This window comes from Streptomyces sp. AM25, assembly GCF_058146165.1.
Map to the genome: position 1 here is coordinate 209,730 of NZ_JBKIWN010000020.1, position 21,352 is coordinate 231,081.

Sequence of the window (21,352 nt, forward strand, 5' to 3'; positions counted from 1 at the left end):
TTCCTTTGGTGCGAATTGCGTTAGTTTGTGCCGATTGGCGGTGGATTAGCCGACGTGCCGCATCGCGATGATCTGCGGCGTCCAGTAACTGAGCGGCTTGATCCGTACTTGGGCCCCGGTGTGCGGGGCATCGATGACCTCGTTGTTGCCGATGTACATGCCGACGTGTTCGGGTCCGGCGGAGCCGGGCACCGTGAACAGGAGGTCACCGGGCTGGAGTTGGGACACGCTCTTGACGGCGGTCCCGGCGTGGACCTGGTCGTACGTGACGCGGGGGAGGTTTACTCCGGCGCTGGCCCACGCCATCTTGGTGAGCGAGGAGCAGTCACAGCCGCCCTGACCGGTGTAGGGCGAGACGCAGTCGCCGCCCCACTGGTACCAGGTCCCCAGCGCCGTCCTCGCCGCGGCGATGGCCCGAGCGGCGCCCTTCCCCGCGGGCAGGTTGGGGTTGACCGCGCCGGCGTCGGCCCACTTCTTGGCCAGCTCGCGGATGGCCTTCACGTAGTCGCGCGTCTCGGGGTACGGCGGGATGCCCTGGTATTTGATCACCGGGTAGCTGCCCGCGTTGTACGCCGCGAGCATGTTGTCCGTGGAGTCTCCGGGAACCCCCTTGACCTCCCCGGCCACCACGCAGTCGTAGTTGGCCTGCCCGGCTACCGCATCGGCCGGGTTGAAGACGTCCTTGATCCCGTCGCCGTCGCCGTCCTGGCCGTACTGGGCCCAGGTGTCCGGCATGAACTGCGCGATCCCCAGAGCGCCCACGGGCGACCGGGCCTTGGGGTCGAAGTTCGACTCCGTGTACAGCTGCGCGGCCAGGATCGAGGCCGTGACCTGCGGACACTTACCGGCGTGCTTGTTGATCAGCGTCCGCAGCCACCCGGGCACCGGCGCGTCGGTCGCGATACCGCCGCCAAAGCCCGTCTCCTGGGCCTTGGCGCTGTCCGCACCGCCGAAGGTCGTCAGCAGCATGACGCCCGAAATGACCATGGCAGCAAGGAGACTGAGGACGATCTTTACCGTCTTCTGCATCGCGACCCCGTCAGGCCCAGGGCAGCGCGGCGACGCGCCAGCCGTCGGCGGTGTGCTCCAGGCGGAGAGCGAGCTGCTCGCTGCTCTGCCGAGTCGGCCCGGACTTCGGAGTCGTGCTGAGGGTGTACGCGACCCGCACGAGGACGGATGACGGCCCCGGGGCAGGAGCGCCGTCCGGCACCGCGACGCCGGTGACCTTGACTGTCTCCTTCACCTGCTCAGCCCGCAGGGCCGCCCACGGGGCCTCCTGCCCCGGGCGCTTCTGGGCGAGGACGTCGGCCAGCTCGCCGGTGGCGAACTTTGCGGCCCGCGCGCCCGCGTCGGCGTACGACCGGTCACCGCCATCGCGGGCGTCATGCTCCGCGTAGGTCGTTGCGAAGCTTTGGGCCACCGTCTCCACGTCCGCGGGCACCGTGGTGGAGCTAGCGGCGGCGGAGGCGGCCGTCGTCGGCGCGGCCGAGGCAGTGATGCCCGAGGACACTGAGTCCGGCCGTGCCTTCTTCGGCGCCGGGCCGTCACTGGTCGAGCTGGAGCAGCCGGAGAGCAGCAGCGTCACGGAGGCCGCAGCGGCTATAGAGGTTGATATCAGGATGAAATGGGTGGAGCGAGGCATGGGTGTACCGCGACCTTGGTGCAGGGAGATCAAGTGAGGGGCGGGTGTTGCGGCCCCGGGGTAGGGGAGAGGGGGCCGCAACACCCCCTGCGCAGGAGGAGTTGGGGGACTACTCCTGCGGGCTGTTACCAGCGCCGGCCGGTGCCTGCTGGCGACGGCGGGTCATCCAGACCGCCCCGCCTCCAGCGGCGAGGAGGGCACCAGCGCCACCCAGGAGCCACGCCGTCCTCTCGGACCCGGTGTGAGCCAGGGAACCGCTGGGGCTCTCGGGAGTCTCGGGAACGTCCGGCTTTCTGGGCTTGCCCGGGTGATCCGGTGTCGGCGGCGTGATGGGCGGAGACGGCGGAGTCGTGGGCGGAGTGGTCGGCGGGACCGGGGAGTCCTCCACCGTCACCGTGACCTGAGCGCCGGGCCGGGCGGTGAACTCCTGGGCAGGGGCTAGTTGGTACCCGTCCGGGGCCTTGCTTTCCCGTGCCCAGTAGTGCGTCCCCTCACGGAGGGAAACGCCGAGCTTGGCCTTGGCCAAGCCGTCCTTCCCGGTGGTCAGCTCAGTGACCTTCTTGCCCGGCTGGTGCTTGCCCGAGGAGTCCACCCGGTCCGCGTTGATCTCGATCACAGCACCCGCGAGCGCCTTGCCCGTTGCCTTGTCGACCTTCTTCAGGACGAGGTCGGCGTCCTTGAACGGATCGACGACGGTGATCGGCTTGGCCGAGCCGGACTGCCCAGCGACGATCACTACATCCTGGTCCGGCACCAGGGCGTGCACGTTGTCACCGGACGAGGTCTCGTGCAGCCGATACGTGCCCGGCTTCAGGCCCTCGAAGGTCAGGACGCCGTCCTTGTTCGTCTTGCCATCTGCCGTAACCTTCCCGGCGGAGTCCAGGAGTTGGAAGGTGACCCCGGTCAGCCGGGTGCCCTCCGGGTCCTTCTTGTGGATCTCCAGGCCGCCGGTCGCTGGCTTGACCTCCACAGCAGCCGAGTCCTGGACCGTGGTCGTGTCTCCGGCCAGCAGCATGCGCTGTGCACGGGAGTCGTGCGGATCCAGCGTCTTGAGCTGTGACCCCGGCAGGCCGGAGGCGCTGCCCTTGACCGTCGACGTGCCTGCCGTCGATGGCGTGAACTTCCAGACGCTCCGCCCGTCGGTGCCCGTCGTGACGGTGCCGTGGGCCGGCCCTGCGTCGAGACTGACCTTGACACCCGGAACGCGCTCGCCGGACAGCGTCGACGTGACCTCCACGTCGACCGTCACGGCCGTGCCCGCCGTCGTCTCCTTCACTTTCGGACGGACGTGCAGCTTGTACGGGCCAGCGAGGCGCTTGGCCTCCGCGAGGTACTCGGCTGCCATCGTGCGGGCACTGGGCGGCACGTTCGGGTAGGACAAGCGAGCCTTGCCGCGGGACCCGTTGATCCCGTACGCGCCACCGGCGAGCAGTTCGTACGTCGCTGTGTCGACCGCTGCCGCCTGCGCGTCGGACCGGGTCTGGCCGTACTTGCCGATGATGTACGAGGCGTAGGCCACCGAGCTGTCCGGCACGGACTGCCCGGTCTCCGACGAGGTCCAATGAGAAATGGGCTTGGGGTCGGAGTATCCGCCTGCCGAATCAGGACCCCGCCGCGACGGGTCGGCACAATATGTCTCGGTGTCACCCCAGACGCGCATTCCCGGGGGGCCGTAGGCGCCGATGTGGCTGGAAGCCGCGTGCCCCTCCGAGTCCGGAATCTGAAATCCCGGGCCGTACTTGTCGGCCGCGCCCGCCGGGGGCGCCCAGGCCAGCGTTCCCACCACGCCGGCGGCCACGGCTATGGCGGCCATCCGGGATGGAGTGGGTATGCGTGAACGCATGAAGTCGTGCTCCTGTTACGGAAGCCCTCCAGAATTCGAGGACTTCGGAGGTGGGAGCCGAACCTCATCGCGCCATTCGCTGCCGACTCCCCTTCCCGATACGCGGCCTGGAAACGCGTATTCCCAGGCCGTCTGGCGTCATATCAAGGTCAATCAACTCCCCACGCGAGACGGCAGCGTCCGGGTATGCGGAAACTGCACGGCCAAAAGGACGCGCTAGGCGTCGGCCGTGCCGAAATCCTGACAGGAGTCCGCGACCAACTCCACTTTTCATGAAAGTAGGAAGTTCCTTCCAGGAAGTTATTTCCAACTAATGGGAATCGGCGTGCGACGGGGCCAAAACCCTTATGTCTGCGACTGCCAGAGGTGCCGGATAGCAACTCCCAGCCAGGGAGCCGCGGGCCCGGAGAGCAGAACAGGCGCACACACGCTGTACGAGAGCGTCACGGTGGGCTGGCTGGCGTGGGTCGTGACGTCGGTCAGGAGGACGTGGTCGAACGGCAACCAGGTGTCGTCCTCGGCCGGGTTGATGCGGAGTCCGGCCGAGGTGAGGACCACGCGCGCAGACGCGTGATCGCGCCAGCGTTCTTGGGCATCCGCTTTCGCTTCCCGGCGGCGCCGTTCATCGAGACGGCGATTGGGTACCCACTGGCGTCCAAAGGTGGGGTGATCCTCGAAGTACCCCGCACCTCCAGGCGGGTAGACGACCTCAGTCCCGTAGTAGCGAGCCACCGAGCACGTCACGTCGGCGAATGCGGTCTCGCCGTCGTCGAGCAGCAGACCCGTCACCGGGATCGGCACGAGAGCGCCGCCGGCCTGGAGATGGAGTTCGAGTTGAGCTGCTGTCCGCTCGGCTTCCTGGCCTTCGAGCCCTGCCTTCGATCGACGGCGCCACACAGTCGCTTCCTCCTGGATCAGTAGCTCGTCCCGGCCGCCGCGATGACGTCGGCGACGCGGCGGCCGGGACGGGGTTCACCTACGAGATGAGATCACCACAGCCCGCTTGAGACATTCGCGGGAGTCCGCTCCTTGCCTCTTGCCGTGGCCCTCTCCTCCTCTTTCTTGAGGAAGGCGATCAGCTCGCCCAGGCGGTCATTGCTGATCGGCTGCTTAGCGCGGACCGCCTCTTGGACCACAGACCGGCTGATCCGGCCTGCCTGCCGGGATGCCTCCTGAGCGATGGGCAGCAGCTGCCGCATCCAGTCGTCAACGGCTTCCCGGCCCGGGACGGCTTCGGCCCCGTCCGGGACGGACGGCTGGTCCTCGCCCTGCGCTTCGTCGGGCGCCTTCGCAAAAGGATCCTTCTCCTCTTCCGCATCGTCTGTAGCAGGGACAGCGGCGCCGGACTCCTCACCGTCCTGAACGCGCGGTCCGGGCTGTCCGTCCGGGGCACCGCCCTCATGGCCCCGGCCCGCCACCGACTCGTTCTCCGCGTCTGCTGGGTGGACCGGAATGGCCTTGCCACCCTGCTCCTGGACCGGTCCGGGCTGGTCCGTCGGGCTGTGCGCACGGCCGTCCGCCTGCGGACGGACCGGAGCGGACCTGCGGTTCAGCCGCTCCCTCAGGCCCGCCCCAAGGGCTGTCAGCCTGCGCCGCTTCTCGGCCGGTGCGGAGGGGACGCGCGGCTCGGGGACCGGTCCCGGACCGTTTTCCGGCCTGTCCGGGACGGACGACTCGGCCGTCCGCGCCATCAAGATGTACAGGTGCACCGAGCCCGCCAGCGCCAGCGGAGCGAGCATCGAAAGGACACCGACCACACGGTCCCCCAGATGCAATGGGGCCGGTCCGGACAGCGGACCGTGGTTCAGCGTGATTGCGTGAAGGGCGTTGGCCCAAAGGCTTGCCCCAGTCGCGGCGAGAAAGAGCACCCACGCGTAGAAGCGCGCACTGAACCTCCCGTGTCGAAGGAGCACCAACGCACGCACGCCATAGGCAATGAAGCCGTCGATGAAGACCGGGAAGAGGTACGAGAGAGTCGGCCGTGCGTGGATCGCGAGGGCCACCTGACGCAGCGCGTCGTAGCTGAATGCGAACCCCGTTGTGCCCAGGAGGATGATCGCCGTGCGGTCCCAGCCGGACATCGAGTTCAGCTTGTGCCTCTCGGCTATGCGTGCGTCGCTCATGCCTGCGCACCGCCGTCTCGCGGGTTGATGGACTGCCACGCGGGAGTCTGCGCCAGCAGTCGGCCGAGCTGTTCGAGCGAGTTCACTTCGTCCACCTGCTGACTCGGACAAGAGATGCAGGAGCGCCGTAGGACGAGCCGCTCCGACTCTTGGGCGTCCCCGCTGTAGTAGAGCTCCAGGTGCTGGCCGGCGACCGTGTCCAGTGACGTGAAGGCCTGAAGGTGTTCCTCCAGGCGCAATACCCCCAGCGGCTCCCATTCGAGGGTTACGGCCTCGTCGCCGAGCACACGGCGGGCGTACTTCGAGGCGGCCGACACCGACCTCGGCCCCCACATACGAAATGCGTTCTCGCGTATTGCCGTGCGCCGTTCTTCTTCTGTGACCAGGCGTCGGGCCGCAGCAAACATGATCGGGTGAGTCATCGGACGAGTCCTTCGGAAGGGGAAGAGCAGGGGCGGCCGTTGGCCAGGCGGAGGAGGACGTCGGCGTGGCACGGCTCGTCGAGCGGGCAGGTGCACATCAAGTCCCGGCCTCGCAGGGCCTCGGCGAATTGCTGGGCGTAGTGAAGCCCGACCGGGCCGCGAAGGGTGGTGGCGAAGAGGTCCACGGCCTCCTCAGGAGTCATCGGCCGCCGGTCACCGGATGGGCTGGGCTGCCCGGTCCGGAAGGGGGTGTCGTAGTGGCTGCCGCGTCCGACGTAGATGCAGTGCGGGGACAGGACCGAGGCGGCACGGGCTGATCCGCGGTAGCGGGTCGGCATCAGGCAACACCCCGTACCCGGCGCTGGTCTTCCCCGACCATGGGCACGAGCGTGGTCACCATCTCAGCGAGTCGGCTGGCTACTCGGTCGCCCACGAAGTCCGTGAGATCCGGGCCGTTGGCATCACGGGCCGGAAGATTGGACGTGATGATGGTCGGCAAGCAGTGGTTGTACCGGTGGTTGATCAGGCGATAGGTGATCTCCTCGGTCCACTCCGACGACTTCGAAGTGCCGAAGTCGTCCAAGAAGAGGAATTGCACCCGGGAGAGGCGCCGCAACTCCTGCTCCGAAGCGCCCATCACGTGGGACGGGCGCAGGCTCCCGTACATGTCCGCGCTGTTGACGGCGAGCAATTCGAACTGCGCCGGGCCGCCGGCCGCGACGTGGCGAAGTGCGCCGAACGCCTGGTGTGTCTTCCCCGTCCCGGTCAGGCCCGTCAACAGGAGGGCCCCTGCGGACGAGGGGTCGGCAAGCGCCCGGTCCGCCCAGGCCACGACCGCCGGAAGGCTCGCCTCGGCGTCGCGGAAGCGCGGAGGGGTAGCAGTCTGCCAGCGGTTCAGCGCGTACTCGGCACGGGTCTTGCGGTGCCACTCCGGGGCACCCGGCCCCACGTCGTCAAGGTGCTCGCTGTCCGGCCCGAGGCGGATACCCCGGGCTGCGATGATCCGGTCAAGGGCGCGCATCGACCGGGCCTGTCCTGCGCATTCTGGCTTGGCCATGATCAAAATCCGTTCGCGTAGGCACTGGGCTTTGTGGGGTTGCGGAAGGGCTTCCAACCCCCCGATTCCGGCCGGAGAGGCACAACGTTGCCCGCGGCGGGCTCGGCAGGACCTTGGGACGGGAGGTCCGCCCAGATGCGAAGCAGGTAGCGGGCCGATTGCGGCGGACGAGCGGAATTCCAGCGCCGCGCCACCATCTCAACCAGCCGTTCATGGCCCCACTGGTCGGCGAGAGCTGTTACCGAGCCCCATTCGCCATCGGTCAGCCGCCAGCCCACGAGCATTCCCGCAGCCGTCATCGCGGCCACGAGCTCCTTGGCGCCCTCCGGAACATCTACCGGGCTTGCTGCCGATGAGCTTGGAGCGTCGGTCAGACTGGGCAAGCTAGCTTGCTTTGAAGGGGTGTTAATACTCCCTACGGGAGTATTAACACCACCCGTGCGCGAGGACAAAACTTCCGACTTCCGACGCAGAGACTTCCCACTTGTGGCGGTCGTGCACTGCTTCCTGGAAGGAACTTCCTGGAAGTTCCTTCCGTCTTCCTCGCTGCCCTGGACGGAAGTTGGAACTTCCGTGCGCCGGTCGGCGGGAGACTCTGCGGCCGGGTCGGTCAGCAGGATCGAGTAGTTATTGGGGTTGTGATTCCCTCCGCCGCGCTGGTAGGTGATTTCCCCAAGGGACTTCAGTTCCCCCAGACAGTTGACGATGGTCCGCGGACTGAGGCCCGTTAGTGCGGCTATGGAGTCCAGGGTCAGGGCGGCTCTCCCCGCATCGTCCGATGCTCGGGCCAGCGCCAGCATTACGAGACGTGATCCTCGGCGGGATTGAGAAAAGGACCAGACCAACTCTGTTGCAATCTCGCTCATCGACTACCACCCCCGGGGGCAGCTATAAGGCGGTGAGCCGCCATTCCAAACGAGTAATCGTCCTCGGGGACGTATCCCTTTTGGTACGGCTCAGGAGTGAGATAAAGATTGCCCGACGGAACGTGAAAATCGTGAGCCCAGCGCCAGTCTGCGACGTTGGCGAAGGCGCGGCGAATGAGACGAGTTACTTGCCGCTCTACGTCCTGATTTACGAAGAGCCGACAGAAATCTGACTCGAAGAAATGGGTAACAGCTCGACTCGCAGGAAGAACGCGGATCAGTATGGCTGACGGCGTCAACGTGCTTATCTCGTTGCGGAGGTCAGGGCTCGGCGGCATGGCCGAAAAATGGTGTGACATGGGAGAACTCCCGAGGAAACGCAAAGGGACTCATTGCGTGAAGAATGGGGCCTCTTGACGAGGAGACTCAGGCCGCAGTTACGTGCGTGGCCGCTGCTGTGGAAGCTGGCGAGGAGCTTTTACGGTGCTTACGCACAAGCTTCAACAGCTGCGCGTGAGTGACCCCGAGCCCGCGGGCGACCCGTGCAGGGCTGAGCGATGGATCAGAGGAAAAAGCCGCAACAACCTCGTCACGCTCAGCTGCGCTGAGAATGCTGGTGGAGCCGTGGACAGCAGCTGAGACCGCGTTGCTGTCCACGCGTCGCTGCCAGGCCACCCGGAGGCTTGTGCGCTCTGAGGCAAGCAGTCCTGCTCGGATTCCGTATTCATCGTCGTGCCGGAGCGATTCGAGCAGGCATCGCGCGGAAACGGCCAGCGGGCATGCCGCGCAGAAATTAAGCGGACGGTTCAGCCTGATGCCTTTCCGCTTCTTGACCAGGTCAGGGTCCAGGTCTGGCCCGTCCCCCGTAAGGACGAAAACTCTTGTGTCCTGGCCCGCGCACTTGGCATTTTCTGCCCAGCGCTTCCCCGGCGCCTTTCCTGCTGCTTCGATCAGGGGACCCCAGTCGCCCCTTTTTGCTGCCTCGGTGAAGCTGTGTATCCCTGTGTTCATTTCGTCTCAGTGCTGTATGGCATTCGGCGTTCGGCGCACGGATGCGGTAAAGGGTCAGGAGTGGCTGCGTGCGCGAGTTGAAGGGCGCAACGGCGAGGTAGACGTCGATGCGTTCTTAGACCCGGCGGGCCGTCCTGGCTGGACGAAATGCATGTCGGAGATAGCTCGAAGGTCGTCCTCAGTGAACTGGACGTACCTTCCGAGTTTCCGGTGAGGGAGAGCGCCTATTTTCTCGCGCAGCCATTTTTCAGGGATGTTTAGACGCTTGGCTGCTTCGCTGTACCCGAGGTGAAGGCGGTTGCCGTGGGTTTCCGGGATGTGCTGAAGAAGGGAATCGCCGTCGCTGGCACGGGTAAGTAGGCTCACCATGGCCGCGAGCTGTTGCAATTCCACAGGCCCCAGGGCGGCCGGTGCTGCTGTCGACATCACGCCTCCCGCCCATGCAGCTGAGCCGTGCGCAGATCGAAGGCATGGCCCGTGGTCCAGCCTGCATTGGGGAAGCTACGGATGATCCATCGCGCCATGGTCAGGGCTTTAGCACGCGGTACCCGGAGGACCTGTCCATGCTCATCCTCGGCAGTGAGCCGAAGGTGCGGCCACAGGGTTCGGGGGCCCTGGAGGCGTACCTGCACGACGGCGGCGTCGGGCAGCATCACCGCCAGCTGATCGGCCAGCCGTTTTGCCGTGGCGGAAGTGGGCATGGACTTGCTGTCCACGGTTGGGGACATGCGACACTCCTCTATGTGTGGCCACTCCGTCAGTGCCTGGCGAGGGACGCGGAGCGGCCGTCTGGGTGATCTACGAGCCCCTTGCAGGGGGCCGTGATCAGAGCTGTCGGGCGTCCGGGAGGTGCGAACTCTCGGGCGCCGATGGTTTTTTGGGGCAACGCAGCCGCATCGGGAGCGGGCCCCTTCTCGGCCTTCCCCTGCGCACGCAGGCGCTAGGAAGGCCGCAGCGAGATCGGAGGGGAGTGCGAATCCCCTCGTTTTTCGCTAAAATGAAGCTATCCCAGTTCATAGAAAAAATCAACAGGCCGAGGTTTCTTCGGTTCGGAGAAAAAACGGGGTCGTGTGATGCCTGCTCGCCACTTCGACAGGAGCCGCGTACGCGCGGTGCGGCGGGCTGCTGACAAGCAGCAGCACGAGGTAGCCGCTGATGTCGGCGTCCGCCCCTCGACCTACAGCGGTTGGGAGACCGGCCTGTCGGTTCCCGATCAGGAGAAGCTCCCGGCCCTGGCCCGGGCGCTCGGGCGTGAACTGGACGACTTGTTCCGGCGAACCGGACTCCCCAACCTTGCAGACCTGCGACGTGACGCCGGCCTCTACCTGACCGAAACCCCTCAGATCATCGGTACCAAGAGTGCTGGCCCCGTGTCAGGGGCCGAACGGGGCGAGAGGCGACTCAAAGACCGGTATCTCGCGCCCCTTGCCGAGGCATACGGTGTCGGCGAAGACGAGCTGAGGCGTGCGCAGGAGCGGTCCATGGCCGAGGCCCAGAAGGAGGAGGGCCGGCCCGAGCCGCAGGGATCAGATGCCGCGCACGCTCCCGATGCCCTGCCCGGCACCTTGGCGGAGAAGATCGCCCTGATCCTTGAACGGTCCTACCCGGGGGAGCAAGAGCCTCCCTCGGACGCGGAGATCGCCGAGGCCGTCAACGCCCACGCTGGTTCAGAGGTCATCGCGGAAGGGGACATCCGCGGTTTCCGGACCGGCGCCCGGGAATCTGCGCCCCCGATCGTCCTCGAAGGGATGGCAGCGTTCTTCGGCGTGACGCCGCTGTACTTCCAGCCCGAAGACGCGGTGGCCCGCCAGGTCTACGAGGGGCTCCAGCTTCTGTCGGCGTCACGGAAGGGCGCTGTTGGACGTGTCCGGGCCCGGGGCATCGGCGAGCAGGGACTGTCCTCCACCGTCATGTCGTTCGTCAACGACCTCGTGACCGAACTGGAGGAGCGGGAGAAAGAAGAGCCAGGCTCGAAGGAGTAGCACCTGCTCCGGAGCCGTACAGCCCCTGAGCAGGCGCCACCCTGGCGGAGGTTACGCCGTCGCGGTCGGCTCGTACCGTCGTCCAGCTGCGACAACGGCCCGGACCGCCTTCAGCGCGTCGAGGTCGGCAAGCGGGTCGCCGTCAACCAGAAGAAGATCCGCCCGGAAGCCGGGGGCGATCCGCCCGGTCACCGTGCCCAGCCCCAGAGCGTCGGCCACATCGACCGTCGCCATGTCGATGATCTTGCTGTTCGGCAGGCCCAGGTGGGCGTAGAAGCCGAGTGCCGACGCCAGGCCGTCGAACCCCGTGCGCTGGACTCCGGCGTCGGTCCCTGCAACGAGCTTCACTCCGGCCTCTGCCATCTGCCGCACCAGATCGAACATGGCCTCCGCACGCTCCTCGCCCAGGAAGCGGCTGAGCATCTGCCAGTGGGGGCTGACTCCCGGGCAGACGGCGATGCCCTTGTCGATGATCTGCTTCAGGACGTCCTGCCGGAAGCTGAGACCGTCGCTCGTGCTCCACGAGCAGTGCTCGATCGTGTCCACGCCTGCTTCGACGGACACCGCGATGCCGTCGGCTCCGTGTGCGTGGGCCGCCACGGGCACGCCGGCCTTGTGCGCCTCATCCACAAGGACGCGCAGATCCTCCACGGAGAACTGGGTCTGCCAGCTCTTCGGTCCGTCCTTGGTCAGGCCGCCGCCGGTGGCCATGGCCTTGATCACGGTGGCGCCGGCCGCGATGTTCTGCCGCACCAGCTCGCGGATCGCGGTCTCCCCGGTGACTTCGCCCCCGAGGAAGTAGCAGTGCCCTCCCGGCACGGTCGCGGGCGTGCCAGCAGAGAGGATCCGAGGACCGGGAGCGGCCCCCTCAGCGATCTCCGAGGCGAGATGCAGGGCCAGGCCGTTTCGGTCGCCCAGGTCACGTGCCGTCGTCACGCCGCTTTGCAGAAGCTGCTCCGCACGCAGGCGCATGGCCTGGAGGAGTTGTTCGTCGCTCGACTCGCGGAGGGCGGCGACCGGGTCCGCGCTGCCGTCGAAGACGAGGTGCACGTGGGCGTCGATGAGGCCGGGCAGGACAGTGCCCGTGACGGCGAGGTGCTCGACGTCCGGGCCTGCCTGCTCCGCGATCTGCGTTCGCGGTCCGACCGCAGTGATCGAGTCGCCTTCGACGAGGACCGCGCCGTCGTCCAGGTAGGTCCCCGAGCCGACGAGGACTCGGTCGGCAGTGATCAGCAGCATCTCGTCTCCTTGATCATCGATGGTCATGCAGCCTGGCGGAGTGCGTCCGATACGGCGATCAGCTGCCGCACGTCGGCTTCCCTGTCGCCGCCGAGGGCCATCGCGAGCGGTACAGCCGGACGTGGGGCGGGGGCACCCTGCCCGATCGTGGCCACGGCTTGGCGAAGGCGGACAGCCAGCTCTGCGGGGGCAAGGCCGAGAACAGAGTCGTCGTCCTCGTCTACGAGGTAGGGGCTGACATCGACCAGCCCGTCACGACACTCCACTATCCGCCGGTGGTGCCGCCTGTGCATGCTGCGAGCGCGCCACCGGTCGAAGAGCGCGGTCGAGGCGGGCTTCAGCACGTGCTCGGGGTATGCCTCGGAGAGCAGCTGCCACAGCGGGGCGAGGCGTCGGTATTCACGGCGTAGGCGGAGCCAGCGGCGCATGGACGTGATCCTTGCGGCTGCTCCGGGGTACGTCACACCTGCGACGAAGAGCAGGATGGACACCACGAGCAGGAAGGCCACCCCGGCCATGAGGGGATGGGGGACGGTCCTGCCGCTCCAGCGGATGGCCACGATGACCGCGCGGACCGCGCAGGCCACGGACATGGCGCTGAGCCCGATCGCGGCCATCCACAGGCCCGTCGAGTGCGGGCGTTGCGACATGCGGGCGTACCGGCGGGTCCACCGCCCGGCGACGCCCAGGGCGTACATGAGATATAGCCCGGCGCCGCCATAGAAGAAGGCGATCTGAGGGATCGTCATGTCCGCCGTGCTGAAGCTGCCCGCGAACACGTTGTGCGGCACCGACTCGGCCGCGATGGTGATTGCCGCGGCCACCAGCAGGACGACGACGGCCTCCCGCCGTGCTCGCCGGCGGCCCGCCTTCTCATCAGCCGAGTACAGGTAGAAGCACAGCAAGAAGTAGACCGTGCCCAGCAGCAGAAGGTTCTGGATCAGCTTCGCCGCGCCGTGGCCAGCCACTGTGTCGACGCCAGAGGCGCCGCCGGGCATGGCCAGGGGGTAGGAGAGTGCCGCCGTCAGCAGGCACAGGGTGACGGAGCGCAGAGGGGCGTCGTGAGGATCGCGGGCCAGCTTGTAGAGCTTCCACACGACGGCAGCCACAAGGCCCAGGAGGAGGAGAGTCGTCACCGGTTACAGCCACCCTCGCCGGTCACCGATGGCCGACTGAACCCGGCGCAGGGAGGGGTCCTCCACCGAAGGAGCGGGGCCGGTCATCGCGGACTGCTCCAGGATGATCGTGGCCACCAGCTCGACGGCGCACTCCTCCCCGGAGGTGTACGAACAGCGCCGGGCCACCCGGCGGATCAGCTTCGGGTCCAGGACCGGGATCATGGTTGCCCAGCCCTCGACGTAGTCATCGGGAGATTCCTGACCCTCTGCCGCTGCTTCGTCCTCGGCAACGAGGATGTGCCCCCACTCGTGGAGGATGATGTGCTCCTGGTGGAGGCGCGTCGTCTCCTGCTGATAGACGATCACATCCATCTGGGGGGTATCCACCCACAGCCCAGAGGGCCCGGGGGTCTCAAGCGGGAACGGCTTGACGACGATGGGCCGTCCACGCCTCTCGCCGTACACCCGGCACAGCTCTTCGACGTCGAGCGGGAACTGGATGCCAAGCTCTCGGAGCTCGTGCCGTATCCGGCGGTCAAGGTCCCGCTCGACCGTCCGACGTTCTGCAGCACGCCAATGCCCGAACCGGCGGTGACCCGCCCCACCCTGCCGAGGCACCGTGGGCTGAGCCGCGTGACCACGCTTTCCTGACCACATGAGTAAACCCCTTCGTACCGGCCGTTAATGGCTCGTAGGAGCCGGGCGACGGCCAAACCCATCCGTCCGTTCGGTTCCTTCGCCGCCAAGTGCGGGCAGGGAGCGGTCAGGGCGTCGAACAGTGCCACGCGCGCCAACAGGAGCGCGGGCGTGAACGAGCGCCGGGACTGCGAGCAGCCACGGCCGACCTTCCGGGAACCTCGTTGGACATTACGTGACACCTCCGACAGCGCCCGACTGGAAAGTAACCTTCCAGTAGGTCCGTTATGCACCTCTCTCGCTGCGTCTATCGCCGCAAAATCGGCTCTTGTGAGGCGTAGACCATGCTTCTGACCTGGTATTTCAGGATTCTGTCGTGCCCTCCTCAAGGGCTTCCAAGGGCTCTCATTCCGCCGTTACCGCCGGGAACGCCCGTTATTGATCTGAGACATTCGATCAAGGGGTGAATCGGTCATGTGGTCGTGAACTGGGCAAAACGTCAAGCAGTGGTGGTCTCGTGAGGCGCTGTGTGCACGGTCACTTTGGGGCAGATCAGGGCATCACCCCCATTAGTCTTTTCAGCCATGTTCAACGCAATAGCCAAAAAGGGTCAGAGCTACCTGGAGTTCTGGGGCGAGTACCACCTGTGCACACTGACGACGATCCGACCGGACGACCGACCCCACGTCGTGCCCGTCGGCGTGACCCTCGACGCGGAGGCCGGTAAGGCGCGGGTCATCACCCTCAAGTCCAGCAAGAAGGTCGCCAACATCCTGGCCGCACTGCCGGGGCAAGCCGACGTGGCTGTCTGCCAGGTGGACGGCGGTCGCTGGGCGACGCTGGAGGGCACAGCCGAAATCCTCACCGACACCGCCGCGGTGGAGGAGGCAGTGGCTCGCTACGCCGAGAGGTACGGCCGCATGCCGGCCCCGAACTCGGACCGAGTGGTCATCGAGATCACGATCGACCGCGCCATGGGGCAGGTGGAAGTGCCGAGGTGACCGAAGGCCGCAGCGTAGGTTTGCGCTTCCCGCAGCGCAGGGTGCTTCCGCAACGGGCATCGGACCGTTGCGGGGAGCAAGGCAGGCCGACGCTTTGACCGCGGGGGCCAAAGTCGCGGTCATGGCTTTGCCTGGCGGCTTGACGGCGGCCACTTACAGAAGGACCCAAGTGTCGATCCCGGTCCACTCTTCAGACGACGGCCACGGCATGAAGGCGGGTACCGCACGGCCTTCGGTCGCGTTGCTTGCACTCACTGCCCCGATAAACTCAGGCTGGCCCGGCGTGTCAGTACACGCACGCGCTGTCACCCCTATCCCCAGCGCCATGTTGAACACCTGCACTCCGCCCGGGAGCAACCGCAGCAGTGACCAAGTCCTTCTGATCCAGACGGTGTGTGCCCTAGCATCCGGCCATGTTTCTCAGGTCTGCTGTGATGGCCGCCGTACTCGTCGGACTGGCTGCTCTATCAGGTTGTGCAGCCGGTGACACGCCGGGGCGCAACAGCCGGGACTCCTCACCGTCTGCGGGTGCGACGGAGCGCGCGCATGGCTGGGATGCCCGCCGGATGCGCAGCGCCCGGCCGTTCCGTTATCAGCGGGGCGTCTCGCGCACTCCGCCGCCGACTTCGTCCAATGCCCGGGTGGGTGCGGTGTTCAGCCACGACGGCAGCGGTGACCACTTCTGTACCGGGAGTGTCGTGGACAGTCCCGGCAAGTCCGTGGTGATCACTGCGGCACACTGCCTCCATGCGGGGAAGGGCGGCGGCTACAAGACGGACCTGGCATTCGTCCCCGGCTACCGTGACGGCCAGACGCCCAACGGGATTTGGACGGTCGGGAAGATGGTCGTCGACGATCACTGGGTGCGGTCGTCCGACCCGGACTATGACGTGGGGTTCGTCATCATCGACAAGCTCAACGGCAAGCGGATCGCTGATGTGCTGGGCGCCAACCGCTTCGGCTACAACGCCGGCTACGGCAACCGGGTGCAGATCACGGGCTATCCGGACAGTGGGCAGGACCCCATCTCGTGCGTCAACAAGACGGTGCAGTTCCAGCCGGACCAGATGAAAGTGGACTGCACCGGCTACAGCAGCGGGACCAGCGGGAGCCCCTGGCTCGCCCACTTCGACAGCAATACCCACACCGGCCAGGTCATCGGTGTCATCGGTGGCTACCAGACCGGCGGCGACACCGACGACACCTCCTACAGCCCCTACTTCAACGACGCCATCAAGTCCCTGTACGACAAGGCCGTCAGTCAAGAGAACTAGCATCCGCACCTTACGGAGCTGGCGATCTGGCTGCCTTTCTATCGCGGTCGCGCATCGCTCGCTCCACGAACATGTCCTGGTGGAACGGGCTGCGGTCTGGTCTGGGGAGTGATCGCGGTGGGGCGGCGGGGCGAAGGCCACCTCGCTCCTTCGGCAGAGTTATTGATTCGGGGCTGGGTGCTGCGGCGGCCTGCTGATGTGACAGGCGGTGCAAGGCGGCTGGTCCGGGATCTGCGCGTCGGGGGCCGGGCGTTCCGCTCCCACCCCACGTGGGTTGGGCGTGGCCGGGCGCAGGGCGTTTCCTATTTCTTTGCCCGGAGCTGAGGATTTCGTGTCTCAGGGCTCGGCGGGCCGCTGTGCGGGGGTCGTTGGAATATGCAGACCTTGTCATTGACGTGGCTTTGACAGGTATTTACGGCGCTCACAGGAACCGGGTAGAAGTTTTGCCTGTCCCACCGTGGTGGGCGGCGGGATTTCGCCAGCCACGGAGCCCGGCTACCGGGCCGGTCCACCGCCCCCCAGGGTTGTCTGGCCGCCCCTGAACCCCCAGGTCGGTGGGCACTGAAGTCTCACGTGAGCACCGGTGACCCAGGCGCGCCAGCAACGTGCGGACGATCCGCAACGGCTGGATCTCCACTGTTTCCCAGTGCTTCGGGCACCTACGTTTCAGACGCTTTAACGGAGTGCGGACCGGGTTACGCAAAGGCGCCGCAGGAGATCTTCGGGATGCGCCTTTCGAATCGGCATTAGTCGTATGCGCGGATGCTGGCCGAGTTCTTGCTCACGTACGGTTGTCAATCTCTCGAGGGGGGAGTTCAGTGACCCATGCGAGCGTTGTCTCGTCGCGTTCCCCGGCGGCTCTAGCCGCACAAATAGCCGATGGCGACGGGGAAAGTGATATCGGTCTGGTCCGGTTCCTGCCGGAATTCTTCGAACGGACCTGTGACCGGAGCCCGGAAGCGGTGGCCGTCGTCTGCGACACCGTCGAGCTCACCTATGCCCAGCTCGACCGCCGTGCCAATCAACTGGCCCATCTCCTCGGTGAGAAGGGGGTGGGGGAGGGGAGCACGGTCGGGATTCTCCTGGACCGTTCCCCGCACACGTACGTCACCCTGCTCGGCGTGCTCAAGGCCGGTGCCGCCTATGTCCCGCTCGATCCGTCCTTTCCCGCCGACCGGGTGGCGTTCATCGCCCAGGACGCCGGGCTGAGCCTCCTGGTCAGCACCTCCGGTCTGCGCGATCACACGGCGGATGCCGGCTGCCCCGTGCTCGACATCGGCGCAGTGCAGGAGGACTTGGACCGCCGGCCTGCCGAACGCCCCCGAGTCCTGCGCGATCCCTCGGCCCTGTGTTACGTGATCTACACCTCGGGCACCACGGGGCGGCCCAAGGGCGTGGCGGTCAGTCATGCCAACATCGTCAACTTCCTGCGGGTGGCGACGCCCGTCTACGGGGTGCGCGAGGACGACCGCGTCTATCAGGGGCTTTCGCTCGCCTTCGACTTCTCGGTCGAGGAGATCTGGCCGGCCTGGGTCGCCGGTGCCGCGCTCCATGCCGGGCCGGGCGATGACCGTCGGGTCGGCCAGGGGCTGAGCGCGTTTCTGGCCGAGCATGCCATCACCGTGTTGTGCTGCGTACCGACCTTGCTCACCACCATTGACGAGGAACTTCCGGCGCTGCGCAGCCTGTTGGTGAGCGGCGAGGCATGTCCCCGTGACCTGGTGCGTCGTTGGGCGCGCGACGGCAGGCGCGTCCTGAACGCGTACGGGCCCACCGAGTCGACGGTGACGGCGACTTGTGGTGAACTGCGGGCGGATCAGCCCGTCACGATCGGCCGGCCGCTGCCCACCTACCGGGTGTACGTGGTCGATGAGCAGCTGTGCCCGGTGCCCGATGGTACCGAGGGCGAGTTGTGCGTCGGTGGACCGGGCGTTGCCATCGGCTATGTGAACCGGCCCGAGCTGACGGCCGAGAAGTTCGTCGCCAACCCGGTGGTGGAGGACCGTGCCGAGGTCCCGCGCCTGTACCGCACCGGCGACCTGGCGCGGATCACGCCCACCGGGGAGATCGAGTACCTGGGCCGGGTCGACACCCAGGTCAAGATCCGCGGCTACCGCATCGAGTGCGCGGAGATCGAGGAGATCCTGCGCGAGGACGAGGCCGTGGAGAACGCGGTGGTCGTCCCCCGGGAGGTCGACGGCAGCGCCCAGGACCTCATCGGCTACCTCACGCTGAGCGCGCCCCGCGCCCGCCAGGGCGAGGAGCAGCTGCGCCACCGGCTGCACGGTTCGCTGCGCAGGCGGCTGCCCGCCTACATGATCCCCGCCTTCGTCGAGATCCTCGACGCGCTGCCCATGCTCGCCGCCGACAAGGTCGACCGGAAACGGCTGCCCGCCCCCGCCTCACCGCCCTTCGGCCGCAAAGCCGGCGCGCGCACGGCTCCCGCAAGCGACTTGGAGAGAAAACTCGCCGCGCTCTGGGGCGAGGTGCTCGGCACCGCGGAACTGTCCACCGACGACGACTTCTTCTGCGACCTGGGCGGCCACTCCATGGCCGCGGCCCGACTGATCTCCCGGCTGCGCCGCGAACCCGAGCTGCGGGATGTGGCGATGGGCGACCTCTACGCCCACGCCACCGTCCGCGCCCTCGCCGGCTTCCTGGAAAGCCGCGCCGCCACCGCCCGGCCCCAGCCGGCGGCCGCTCCCGGCGCCCCGGCACCCCGGCGCCACTCCTCGGTCCGGGTGTGGGCGTGCGGCCTGGCCCAATTCGCCGGCCTCTACCTGTGGATGCTGGCCATGAGCCTGCCGGTGGTGGTGCTCGGCTACCGGCTGACCGTCAGCTTCGGCGCACCCGCCCCCGGCATCCGCACCATCGCGCCGCTCGCCACCCTGGCCCACCTGGACTACGTCAGCTTCTTCGCCGTCGACGCGATCTGGCTGCTCGCCGAGATGCTGGTGCTGCCTCTCCTGGCGGGCAGGCTGCTGATGGCCGGCGTCACACCGGGCTGGTATCCGCTGTGGGGCGTGACCTACCTGCGGTTCTGGCTGTACGGCAAGGTGCTGGCGACCTCGCCCATGGCCGTGCTGTCCGGCTCCCCGCTGCTGCCGCCCTACCTGCGCCTGCTGGGCGCGAAGGTGGGCCGCCACTGCCACATCGCCGTCCCGCCCGCGGTGCCGTCCCTGGTGAGCATCGGGGCCGAGTCGAGCATCAGCTACGGCGCCCGTATTCAGCCGTTCTCCGTCGCCGACGGCTGGCTGCGCCTGGCTCCCGTCACCCTGGGCGCCGGCAGCCACGTCGGCACCAACAGCCTGCTCCTGCCGGGCTCCCGGCTCGGCGACGCCGCTGCCCTCGGCGACCAGACCCTGCTCCCCGCCGACCACACCGTGCCCGACGGAGAGTTCTGGGCCGGTTCCCCGGCCGCCCCGAAGGACGGCAAGTCGGCCCTGCTGGCCGAACTCGAACGCGCCGCCGACCGGCGCGGCTGGCCGCCGCACGTCATCGCCTGCTACGCCGTGGGGGCACTGCTGCTCACCCTCGCGCCGCTGGCGGTGCTCGTGCCCGGCGCGGTCATCACCGGCTGCCTCGTCATCACCATGGGGCCGTGGGCGGCGCTCATCTCCCTCGCCGTGACGGGGCCGTTGGTGCCCGTCGTCACCTGCCTGCTGGTGCTGCTCGTCAAGCGGGGTCTGCTGCCCCGGGGCAGGGCGGGCGTGCATGCCGAGCGCAGCATGCGCGGGGTGGCCAAGTGGGCCGGCGACGCCATGATGACCCTCAGCCTCACCACCACCCACGCCTTGTACTCCACCCTGTACCTGGTGCCGTTCCTGCGGGCGCTCGGCGCCCGCACCGGACGCTGGGCGGAGGTGGCGACCGTCAGCTTCGTCGACCCCGACCTGCTGGAGATCGGCGAGCGCAGCTTCGTCGCCGACATCTCGGTGGTCGGCCCGGCCGTCTTCCACCGGGGACGCTTCGCGCTCACGCCGGCCATCGTGGGCGAGCGCGCCTTCGTGGGCAACGGCGCGCTGGTGCCCGGCTCCTCACGGATCGGGGACAACAGCCTGCTGGGCGTGCACTCGGTGGCCCCGGAGGGCACCACCGAGCCGGAGATGACCTGGCTGGGCTCGCCCGCGCTCTTCCTGCCGCGCCGCGAGGAGAGCCAGCGCTTCCCGGCGAAGTACACCTTCGCCCCCACCCCCGGGCTCATCGCCGCCCGCCTGGCCATCGAGTACCTGCGGGTCACCCTGCCGGCCACCGTCGGCGGTCTCGCACTCCTCGGCATGTTCGACGCCCTGGGGCATCTCGCCGAGATCGCCTCACCCCTCGCCGTCCTGGCCCTGGCCCCCGTACTGCTGCTGGGCTCGGCCGTGGCGGCCACGCTCGCCGTGGTGGTCCTCAAGTGGCTCGTCATCGGCACCTACCGGGCCCGCACCGAGCCCCTGTGGGGCATCTGGGTACGGCGCACCGAACTGATCACCGGGCTCTTCGAGAACCTCGTCGTGCCCACCCTGGTCAACTTCCTCACCGGCAGCCCCTGGATGGCCCCCGTGATGCGCCTGTTCGGCGTCAAGGTCGGCCGCCGCACCTGGCTGAACACCACCTTCATGACCGAGTTCGACCTGGTCGAGATCGGTGACGACGCCGCCGTCGGCGAGGCCACCTCCCTGCAGACCCACCTGTTCGAGGACCGGGTGATGAAGATGTCCTGCGTCCGCGTCGACGACGGCGCCTGCATCGGCGCGCGCTGCGTCGTGCTCTACGACGCCACCGTCGCCACCCACACCACGCTGGACGCGCTCTCCCTGGTCATGAAGGGCGAGTCGCTCCCCGCAGGCAGCAACTGGCGGGGCATCCCCGCCCGCCCCTGCTGAACCGCACCACTGCACCGCTCCAGTGCTTCACTTCCGCTCACTCACCGGAGTTGACATGACAGTCCCCCTGACGGACCCCGCCACCTGGCACGGTCCGCACGTGCACGGCGAACTCCCCGGCCCCCGCTCGGCCGACCTGCTCGAACGCCAGCAGTACCGCGAGTCCAACGCCCGCACCTACCCGCGCCGGCTGCCCATCGCCCTGGCGCAGGGATCCGGGCCCTGGGTACGGGACGTGGACGGCAACGTCTTCATCGACTTCCTCGCCGG

At 67.6% G+C, this 21,352-nt stretch carries 18 protein-coding genes and 1 pseudogene; 5 read left to right on the top strand and 14 right to left on the bottom strand.

Annotation, left to right across the window (positions count from 1 at the left end):
* Positions 1–45: 45 nt before the first annotated feature.
* From ACLHRZ_RS26660 to ACLHRZ_RS26710, 11 genes are all read right to left on the bottom strand, one after another.
* A complete protein-coding gene (locus ACLHRZ_RS26660; protein ID WP_490421058.1) occupies positions 46–1,029 on the bottom strand; it encodes a C40 family peptidase in 984 nt (327 codons plus the stop codon).
* Between the two features lie 10 nt (positions 1,030–1,039).
* Positions 1,040–1,642, bottom strand: a complete 603-nt coding sequence (locus tag ACLHRZ_RS26665; RefSeq protein ID WP_490421059.1) for a hypothetical protein — start codon at positions 1,640–1,642, stop codon at positions 1,040–1,042.
* 109 nt (positions 1,643–1,751) lie between these two features.
* The gene (locus ACLHRZ_RS26670; protein ID WP_490421060.1) at positions 1,752–3,485 is read right to left on the bottom strand and encodes an MSCRAMM family protein; all 1,734 of its coding nucleotides are present in this window, start codon (positions 3,483–3,485) and stop codon (positions 1,752–1,754) included.
* A gap of 345 nt (positions 3,486–3,830) precedes the next feature.
* A complete protein-coding gene (locus tag ACLHRZ_RS26675; RefSeq protein WP_490421061.1) occupies positions 3,831–4,382 on the bottom strand; it encodes a hypothetical protein in 552 nt (183 codons plus the stop codon).
* A gap of 92 nt (positions 4,383–4,474) precedes the next feature.
* The gene (locus ACLHRZ_RS26680) at positions 4,475–5,608 is read right to left on the bottom strand and encodes a DUF2637 domain-containing protein (protein ID WP_490421062.1); all 1,134 of its coding nucleotides are present in this window, start codon (positions 5,606–5,608) and stop codon (positions 4,475–4,477) included.
* Positions 5,605–6,030 carry a DUF6195 family protein gene (locus ACLHRZ_RS26685; RefSeq protein ID WP_490421063.1) on the bottom strand — a complete coding sequence of 142 codons (426 nt, stop codon included), beginning with the start codon at positions 6,028–6,030 and terminating at the stop codon, positions 5,605–5,607. Before ACLHRZ_RS26685 ends, ACLHRZ_RS26680 begins: the two co-directional genes overlap by 4 nt.
* A complete protein-coding gene (locus ACLHRZ_RS26690) occupies positions 6,027–6,368 on the bottom strand; it encodes a DUF4326 domain-containing protein (RefSeq protein WP_490421064.1) in 342 nt (113 codons plus the stop codon). The genes ACLHRZ_RS26685 and ACLHRZ_RS26690 overlap by 4 nt, the downstream gene beginning before the upstream one ends.
* Positions 6,368–7,087, bottom strand: coding sequence for an ATP-binding protein (locus tag ACLHRZ_RS26695; RefSeq protein WP_490421065.1), 720 nt, complete (start codon positions 7,085–7,087; stop codon positions 6,368–6,370). The genes ACLHRZ_RS26690 and ACLHRZ_RS26695 overlap by 1 nt, the downstream gene beginning before the upstream one ends.
* 2 nt (positions 7,088–7,089) lie before the next feature.
* On the bottom strand, positions 7,090–7,953 hold the full coding sequence (locus ACLHRZ_RS26700; protein WP_490421066.1) for a hypothetical protein: 864 nt from the start codon (positions 7,951–7,953) through the stop codon (positions 7,090–7,092).
* Positions 7,954–8,379: 426 nt separating this feature from the next.
* Positions 8,380–8,964, bottom strand: coding sequence for a WhiB family transcriptional regulator (locus ACLHRZ_RS26705; RefSeq protein ID WP_490421067.1), 585 nt, complete (start codon positions 8,962–8,964; stop codon positions 8,380–8,382).
* Between the two features lie 425 nt (positions 8,965–9,389).
* Entirely contained in the window at positions 9,390–9,692 is a 303-nt protein-coding gene (locus tag ACLHRZ_RS26710) for a transcriptional regulator (RefSeq protein ID WP_490421068.1), read from the bottom strand.
* Between the two features lie 345 nt (positions 9,693–10,037).
* Between ACLHRZ_RS26710 and ACLHRZ_RS26715 the strand changes: the two genes are divergently transcribed.
* Positions 10,038–10,946: a helix-turn-helix domain-containing protein gene (locus ACLHRZ_RS26715; protein WP_490421069.1), complete on the top strand. Its 909-nt coding sequence runs from the start codon at positions 10,038–10,040 to the stop codon at positions 10,944–10,946.
* A gap of 51 nt (positions 10,947–10,997) precedes the next feature.
* Here ACLHRZ_RS26715 and ACLHRZ_RS26720 read toward each other — a convergent pair whose 3' ends face one another.
* Genes ACLHRZ_RS26720 through ACLHRZ_RS26730 form a run of 3 tightly spaced genes read right to left on the bottom strand, consistent with a single transcriptional unit; the run spans position 10,998 to position 13,675 of the window.
* Positions 10,998–12,185, bottom strand: coding sequence for an amidohydrolase family protein (locus tag ACLHRZ_RS26720; RefSeq protein WP_490421070.1), 1,188 nt, complete (start codon positions 12,183–12,185; stop codon positions 10,998–11,000).
* 23 nt (positions 12,186–12,208) lie between these two features.
* A complete protein-coding gene (locus ACLHRZ_RS26725) occupies positions 12,209–13,321 on the bottom strand; it encodes an MAB_1171c family putative transporter (RefSeq protein WP_490421071.1) in 1,113 nt (370 codons plus the stop codon).
* Positions 13,322–13,324: 3 nt separating this feature from the next.
* On the bottom strand, positions 13,325–13,675 hold the full coding sequence (locus tag ACLHRZ_RS26730) for a hypothetical protein (protein WP_490421072.1): 351 nt from the start codon (positions 13,673–13,675) through the stop codon (positions 13,325–13,327).
* A gap of 848 nt (positions 13,676–14,523) precedes the next feature.
* Between ACLHRZ_RS26730 and ACLHRZ_RS26735 the strand changes: the two genes are divergently transcribed.
* The 4 genes and pseudogenes from ACLHRZ_RS26735 to rocD all read left to right on the top strand — a co-directional run.
* The gene (locus tag ACLHRZ_RS26735; protein ID WP_490421073.1) at positions 14,524–14,940 is read left to right on the top strand and encodes a pyridoxamine 5'-phosphate oxidase family protein; all 417 of its coding nucleotides are present in this window, start codon (positions 14,524–14,526) and stop codon (positions 14,938–14,940) included.
* Positions 14,941–15,581: 641 nt separating this feature from the next.
* Positions 15,582–16,214 carry a trypsin-like serine peptidase gene (locus ACLHRZ_RS26740; protein ID WP_490421074.1) on the top strand — a complete coding sequence of 211 codons (633 nt, stop codon included), beginning with the start codon at positions 15,582–15,584 and terminating at the stop codon, positions 16,212–16,214.
* Between the two features lie 818 nt (positions 16,215–17,032).
* Positions 17,033–21,082, top strand: a complete 4,050-nt coding sequence (locus tag ACLHRZ_RS26745; RefSeq protein WP_490421075.1) for a Pls/PosA family non-ribosomal peptide synthetase — start codon at positions 17,033–17,035, stop codon at positions 21,080–21,082.
* Between the two features lie 55 nt (positions 21,083–21,137).
* Positions 21,138–21,352 (top strand): annotated as a pseudogene (gene rocD / locus ACLHRZ_RS26750) (ornithine--oxo-acid transaminase); the annotation flags it as partial.

What these genes read in the sequence shown, in the direction of transcription:
- ACLHRZ_RS26705 (WP_490421067.1), bottom strand. Translation starts at nt 8,964, where the DNA reads ATGAACACAGGGATACACAGCTTCACCGAGGCAGCAAAAAGGGGCGAC.
- ACLHRZ_RS26720 (WP_490421070.1), bottom strand. Translation starts at nt 12,185, where the DNA reads ATGCTGCTGATCACTGCCGACCGAGTCCTCGTCGGCTCGGGGACCTAC.
- ACLHRZ_RS26730 (WP_490421072.1), bottom strand. Translation starts at nt 13,675, where the DNA reads ATGGATGTGATCGTCTATCAGCAGGAGACGACGCGCCTCCACCAGGAG.
- ACLHRZ_RS26695 (WP_490421065.1), bottom strand. Translation starts at nt 7,087, where the DNA reads ATGGCCAAGCCAGAATGCGCAGGACAGGCCCGGTCGATGCGCGCCCTT.
- ACLHRZ_RS26660 (WP_490421058.1), bottom strand. Translation starts at nt 1,029, where the DNA reads ATGCAGAAGACGGTAAAGATCGTCCTCAGTCTCCTTGCTGCCATGGTC.
- ACLHRZ_RS26680 (WP_490421062.1), bottom strand. Translation starts at nt 5,608, where the DNA reads ATGAGCGACGCACGCATAGCCGAGAGGCACAAGCTGAACTCGATGTCC.
- ACLHRZ_RS26710 (WP_490421068.1), bottom strand. Translation starts at nt 9,692, where the DNA reads ATGTCCCCAACCGTGGACAGCAAGTCCATGCCCACTTCCGCCACGGCA.
- ACLHRZ_RS26715 (WP_490421069.1), top strand. Translation starts at nt 10,038, where the DNA reads ATGCCTGCTCGCCACTTCGACAGGAGCCGCGTACGCGCGGTGCGGCGG.
- ACLHRZ_RS26735 (WP_490421073.1), top strand. Translation starts at nt 14,524, where the DNA reads ATGTTCAACGCAATAGCCAAAAAGGGTCAGAGCTACCTGGAGTTCTGG.
- ACLHRZ_RS26670 (WP_490421060.1), bottom strand. Translation starts at nt 3,485, where the DNA reads ATGCGTTCACGCATACCCACTCCATCCCGGATGGCCGCCATAGCCGTG.
- ACLHRZ_RS26665 (WP_490421059.1), bottom strand. Translation starts at nt 1,642, where the DNA reads ATGCCTCGCTCCACCCATTTCATCCTGATATCAACCTCTATAGCCGCT.
- ACLHRZ_RS26700 (WP_490421066.1), bottom strand. Translation starts at nt 7,953, where the DNA reads ATGAGCGAGATTGCAACAGAGTTGGTCTGGTCCTTTTCTCAATCCCGC.
- ACLHRZ_RS26685 (WP_490421063.1), bottom strand. Translation starts at nt 6,030, where the DNA reads ATGACTCACCCGATCATGTTTGCTGCGGCCCGACGCCTGGTCACAGAA.
- ACLHRZ_RS26690 (WP_490421064.1), bottom strand. Translation starts at nt 6,368, where the DNA reads ATGCCGACCCGCTACCGCGGATCAGCCCGTGCCGCCTCGGTCCTGTCC.